Here is a 5734-nt window from a genome sequence, read left to right as displayed (position 1 = left end):
GGTCTGGGTGATCGCCGGGTTGTCCTGGTCGACGCTGTCCCGGGTGGGCTTCGGCTGGTTCGCCGTCACGGTGGCGGTGCTGGCGCTCGGCGCGACGGTGCTGTCGGTGATCAGCTGGTACAACACCGGCTACCACGTCGTGGGCCGGGAGCTTCGGGTGTACGAAGGGCTGCTCTGGCGGCGTACCCGGGCCATCCCGTTGGAACGGTTGCAGGCCGTGGAGGTGGTCCGGCCCCTGCTCGCGCAGCTCACCGGCCTGGCCGAGCTGCGTCTGGAGGTGGTCGGCGGCGGCAAGACCGAGGCGCCACTGGCGTACCTCGGGGTGGCCGACGCGACAGTGCTGCGCGAGCGCCTGCTGGCGCTGGCCGGGCGGGTGGCGCAGCCGCCCACGCCCGGCGACGCGGCGACCCCGGTCACCCCGGGTGCGCCGGCGCCGCCGCCGGCCGCGCCGGGCCGGCCACTGCACGCGGTACGCAACCAGAACCTGCTGATCAGCCAACTGCTCACCCCGCAGGCGTTCCTGCTCCCGTTCGGTGTGGCGTTCGTCGTGGTGCAGTTCCTCACCGCCGGCTCATGGTCGTTCGTCGCGGTGGCGAGCACCCTGACCGCGATGGCGGGTGTCCTGCTGCAACCGATCCGCCGGGTGCTCGACGACTGGAACTTCCGGCTGGCCCGCGACCGCGGCACGCTGCGGGTGCACAACGGCCTGCTGGAGACGCGCGCGCAGACCGTGCCGCTGGAGCGGGTGCAGACCGTGCGGGCCACCTGGCCGCTGCTGTGGCGGGTGAAGGGCTGGCTGCGGCTGCGGCTGGAGGTGGCCGGTTACTCCGTCGCGGAGGCCGACGACCGCAACCGGCCCGACCGGCTGCTGCCGGTCGGCGACCTGCGGACGGCGACGATGATCGTCGCCGAGGTGCTTCCCGGGGTACGCCTCGACGCGCTCCCGTTGAGCCCACCACCACCGCGAACCCGTTGGCTGCACCCGCTGGGCCGTACCGCGTTCGGCGCGGGCCTGTTCGAGCGGGTGTTCGCCACCCGGTCCGGGCTGCTCACCCGACAACTGGTGATCGTGCCGTACGCCCGGATCCAGAGCGTGCGGGTGGTCCAGGGGCCGATCCAACGCCGTCTGGGCCTGGCCTCCGTCCACGCGGACACCGCTGGCGGCTCCGGTGCCACCGCACAGGACCGCGACCTGGCCGAGGCCTGGGCCCTGGCCGCCGACCTGACCACCAGAGCCCACCAAGCCCGCACCCACCCCCACCCCTCACCTCGTTGATCATGAGGTTATTGCCCGACAGGCCGTGCTGGAGGGCAACAACTTCATGATCAACCGGCCCGGAAGCCGGGTGGGGGGGGTGGGGTCTGGTTCGCGGGGGGTGGGGGGTTCCGGCTGGTTGGTCGGGGTCGGTGGGGGTTCCTTGGCCTGGTCCGACTTGGCGCTCGGGTGGCGGGTGCGCCACGCCGCCCAGCCGCGCTCCGCCAGACCGACCACCAGGAAGGTCATCCCCACGTACGCCCAGCCGACCAGCACGTCGATCACATAGTGCTCACCCGAGTAGACCAGGGTGAAGGTCATCGCCAGCGGGTACGCGAGCAGCAGCGGCCACCAGCGACGACGGGTGGCGGTCAGGAAGAACAGCACCACGAACAGCGCCCACGCGGTGTGCAGCGAGGGCATCGCGGCTACCGGGTTGGAGGCGATCTGGCCGGCGTTGAGGACGTTGCCGGCGCCGTGCATGCCGAACGCCTTCCAACCTCGGGTCGAGATCCGGGCGACCTCGGTGAGCAGGCCGTTCTGCGCCGCCCACCAGGGCGGGGCGGCCGGGTAGACGAAGTAGGTGACCAGGCCGGCCGCGCAGAGGAAACCCCAGCGCCGCATGTACGCCGCCCAGCGGTGCCGGTCGCGTATCCAGAGCACCGCGGCGGCGGCCAGCGCCACCACGAAGTGGGAGAAGTACACCCAGCTCGCCGCGACGTCCCACCAGTGCACCTGCGGGTGGTAGAGGTGCTGCTGCAACCAGACGGTGGGCACCTCACCGCCGGTGGCCCAGCCGAACATGAACCGGTCGGCGACGATCAGCTCCATCGCGTGCGGCGTCGCCCCGTTGTCGGCGAACCCGCGTGAGAGGTTGTACACCACGAACAGCAGCACCACCGGCACCCAGTCCCGGGCGAAGCGCAGGTGACTGCGCCAGGGCCGTTCGCTGTTCCAGGCGATGGTCGCGGCCCAGATCCAGACGAAGGCGTACGCCGGGTCGGTGGGCAGGCCGATGGCCAGCCACGCGGCGACGAAGGCGACCGCCCAGACGGTCATGGCGACGATGCGCCGACGACCCCCGTCCGGGGACGCGGGCGGGTCGGTCCGGGCGGGGGGCTGGGGGTCAGTCACGACGGCCATCGGGGTCAAGGTTAACGACGGGGCCGGCATCGACCGACGGGGACCACCTGGCGTGGTCGTGCACAGGTGGGCAGGCGGGCGGTTCCGGATCCCCGGCCGCTTGCTCGGCGGGCCCGGTGAGCACCTAGGCTGACCCCATGCAGGAGCAGCCTGAGCCGGCCCTCGCGCCGGGTCTGACCGCCCAGGTCGAGTTGACGGTCACCGACGCGGACACCGCCCAGGCGGTCGGTTCCGGGGACGTACCGGTGCTGGGCACTCCCCGGGTGCTGGCGCTGGCCGAGGCGGCCACCGTCGCGGCGACGGCGACCGGGATGCCGCCCGGTTCGACGACGGTGGGCACCCGGGTCGAGTTGGAGCACCTGGCGCCGACGGTGGTCGGCCGGACGGTCCGTGCGCAGGCGCTGCTGGCGGCCGTCGACGGCCGCCGGTTGTCGTTCGAGGTCACGGTCAGCGACGGGGACCAGACGGTGGCCCGGGGTCGGGTGGAACGGATCCTCGTCGACCGGGCACGTTTCGTCGAGCGCGCCGGGCGGGCGTCGTGAACGCCGGCTTCGCCGAGGTCGCCGACCGGGTGTACGTGCTGGCTGAGCCGCTGCTGCGGGTCAACGTCACACTGGTCGTCGGCGACGACGAGGCGCTGGTGGTCGACACGCTCTCGTCGGCCGCCCAGGCCACCGAGCTGGCCGGGGCCGTCCGGGCGATCACTGACCGTCCGTTGACGCTGGTCAACACCCATCACCACTACGACCACTGCTTCGGCAACGCGGTACTGGCCGGCGACCCACCCCGCCCGGTGTACGCGCACGAGCTGGCCGCCGCCGCCCTGCGCGAGGAGCCGGAGCGGCTGCGCCGGGAGGCGTACGAGGAGTTGCGCACGCAGCATCCGACGCTCGCCGCGGAGCTGGCCGACACCCCGCTGCTCGCCCCGACGCACACCGTGCACGTCGAGACGGTCCTCGACCTGGGCGGTCGACGGGTGCTGCTGCGACACCCGGGGCGGGGGCACACCGAGGCCGACCTGGTGGTGCACGTGCCGGACGCCGACGTGCTGGTCGCCGGGGACCTGGTGGAGCAGAGCGGCCCGCCCGCCTTCGAGGACTCGTACCCCCTGCAGTGGCCGGACGCGGTCGCGGACCTGCTGCGGCTGACCACCGCGCGCACCGTGGTGGTCCCGGGCCACGGCGACCCGGTGGACGTCGACTTCGTCCGGGCCCAGCACGCGGAGCTGGCGAAGCTGGCCTGGCTGATCCGGGCCGCGCACACCGGCAGCGCCCCGCCGGAGCGGGTGGCCGCCGAGGCCCCGTTCGGCGCCCGCCCCGCCCTGGTCGCCGCCCACCGTGGCTACCTCGAACTGACCGGCACGGCCTGACCGCCTACACCGACGTACGGCGCCACCGCTGGTGGGTGCCGGTGCCGCAGGTCCACTGGGCGAGGCGGGCACCGTCGGTGGTGGCGGCGTTGAGCACCTCCAGGCACTTGCCGCTGTGCCGGGCGACGAGCTGCACGTACCCCGAGCCGACATCCTGTACGCGCCACTGCTGGTTGGTGCCGCCGTTGCAGCTCCACTGGATCACGCGGACCCCGTCCGCGGTCGCGGTCGCGCCGCCGTACACGTCGAGGCACTTGCCGCTGTGCACACTGACCACCGTCTGGTAACCCCCACCCGCATCCTGGAACCGCCACCGCTGGTTGGGTTGACCGTTCGCGGCCCACTGCACCAACTCGGCACCGTCGGTGGTGGCGTTGTTGTACACGTCCAGTAGCTTGCCGCTGTGCCGCGCGGTGACGGTGTACGCGGTGGGTACCGGCACCGTGGTCTCCGGGGCCAACCGGTACAGCCCGGCACCGTGGGCCGGGATCGACCGGGTGAGGGTGCCGGTCATCGTGCCGAGGGCCGCGCCGGACCACAGGTCGGTCACGGCGGCCGACCCGATCCCGAGGTCGGCGAGGTTCACCGACACCTGCGCCGCGCTGCTGTCCCGGTTGAACAGGGCGACGTACCGATGGTTGCTGCCCGGCACGTCGGCGGTCCACACCTGCCGGGTGCCGCCGTAGAGCTGACGGTTGTTAGTGCTGTTCTGGTTGACTCCGAGCACCGCGGCGTTGGTCATCAACGCCAGCTCCGCGGCGCGGTTCTCGACCAGGTTGCCGCCCCACATCAGCGGCGCCCGGTTGATCGCCCACAGTGACATCAGGGTGCGCTGCTCGTCGGAGGTCAGGTTGGAGTACCGCGGCGACCCGACCGGCCCGTACTTGGCGAGTCGACCGATCGGGATCATGTCGGCGTCGGGCCAGGCGCCGGTGGCGCGGTACGGGGTCCAGTTGCGCAGTTGGTCGAAGAGCGCGTCCACCGACGACCAGTTGTCCCACAGGTCGTTGACGATCCGCCACATGTGCGCGTTGGCCTGGACGTGTGCGCCGCTGGCCAGCGAGGTCGGGCCGGGTGACAGGCTCAGCACCATCGGCCGGCCGCTGCGCTGGATGGCCAGGCGGTACCCCTCGACCTCCGACTGCCGGTAGGTCGGGGCGGCGATGTCGTCCACCTTCACGTAGTCGACGCCCCAGGAGGCCAGCAGCTGGAACATCGAGTCGAGGTAGGTCTGCGCGCACTGGTTGGCCATGTTCAGGCCCCACATCAGGTTGAGCCAGGCCGCGGTGGTGCTGTTGTTGACCTGGTTGGCGCGGCAGGTGGTGCCGAGGACCGGAACATTGTCGGCAACCGCCTGGCGGGGAATGCCACGCATCAGGTGGACGCCGAACTTCAGCCCCTTCTGGTGGACGTAGTCGGCCAGCGGTTTGAACCCGTTGTCACCGGCGGCGGAGGGGAACCGGGTGGTGTCCGGCAGCAGCCGCCCGTTGGCGTCCATCCGGAGTCGGGGTTGCAGGTTCGCGTCCTGGTTGGGGCTGTTGTTGTGCCGACCGGGGTAGTACCAGGCCCAGTCGATCACCACGTACTCCCAGCCGAACTGCCGCAGGTTGGTGGCCATGTAGTCGGCGTTGGCCCTGACGTCAGCCTCGGTGACGCTCCAGTTGAACGAGTCGTAGCTGTTCCACCCCATCGGCGGGGTGTCGGCCACCCCGTTGTCCCACGCGACCGCCCGCTCGGGTGGGTCGGCGGCGACCACTCCGGCGGCAACGAGAAGCACGACCAGCAGGGCCGCGACGCGGCGGAACGCCAGAGGAACCAGGACCACCCGCATCAGAGCCTCCCCGAGAACAGCACGTTTCCATCGTGCATCATCGATGTTAACGTTCACAAATCCCCGAGGTCAACCCACGCCCCCACCCGCCATCCCGCGCCCCCCACCCGCCATCCCGCGCCCCCGCCCGCCATCC

At 71.9% G+C, this 5734-nt stretch carries 5 protein-coding genes; 3 read left to right on the top strand and 2 right to left on the bottom strand.

All coding sequences use genetic code 11. The features are described 5' to 3' along the window. Window positions 1–1276 (top strand): PH domain-containing protein (locus tag KBX53_RS20045; RefSeq protein WP_247675911.1); only part of this gene is annotated, 1276 nt, incomplete at its 5' end. Here the strand turns inward: KBX53_RS20045 and KBX53_RS20040 are convergent. Then, on the bottom strand, window positions 1277–2398 hold the full coding sequence (locus KBX53_RS20040) for a phosphatase PAP2 family protein (RefSeq protein WP_247675910.1): 1122 nt from the start codon (window positions 2396–2398) through the stop codon (window positions 1277–1279). A 137-nt stretch (window positions 2399–2535) separates the two neighbouring features. On the opposite strand from KBX53_RS20040, the gene KBX53_RS20035 reads away from it, so the two are divergent. Both KBX53_RS20035 and KBX53_RS20030 read left to right on the top strand, forming a co-directional pair. Next, window positions 2536–2940: a thioesterase family protein gene (locus KBX53_RS20035; RefSeq protein ID WP_210860977.1), complete on the top strand. Its 405-nt coding sequence runs from the start codon at window positions 2536–2538 to the stop codon at window positions 2938–2940. Continuing rightward, entirely contained in the window at window positions 2937–3767 is an 831-nt protein-coding gene (locus tag KBX53_RS20030; RefSeq protein WP_210860975.1) for an MBL fold metallo-hydrolase, read from the top strand. Before KBX53_RS20035 ends, KBX53_RS20030 begins: the two co-directional genes overlap by 4 nt. A 4-nt stretch (window positions 3768–3771) precedes the next feature. Here the strand turns inward: KBX53_RS20030 and KBX53_RS20025 are convergent, their stop codons facing one another. Next, complete coding sequence (locus tag KBX53_RS20025; protein ID WP_210860972.1) at window positions 3772–5598, bottom strand: alpha-galactosidase; 1827 nt, start codon at window positions 5596–5598, stop codon at window positions 3772–3774. Window positions 5599–5734: the final 136 nt, after the last annotated feature.

Source organism: Micromonospora sp. M51 (genome assembly GCF_018070305.1).
Classification (GTDB): domain Bacteria; phylum Actinomycetota; class Actinomycetes; order Mycobacteriales; family Micromonosporaceae; genus Micromonospora; species Micromonospora parva.
This window is presented reverse-complemented; position numbering and strand designations above follow the sequence as displayed.

Excerpts from the sequence above, each read along its gene's own strand:
- KBX53_RS20025 (WP_210860972.1), bottom strand. The coding sequence starts at position 5,598 with ATGCGGGTGGTCCTGGTTCCTCTGGCGTTCCGCCGCGTCGCGGCCCTG.
- KBX53_RS20040 (WP_247675910.1), bottom strand. The coding sequence starts at position 2,398 with ATGGCCGTCGTGACTGACCCCCAGCCCCCCGCCCGGACCGACCCGCCC.
- KBX53_RS20035 (WP_210860977.1), top strand. The coding sequence starts at position 2,536 with ATGCAGGAGCAGCCTGAGCCGGCCCTCGCGCCGGGTCTGACCGCCCAG.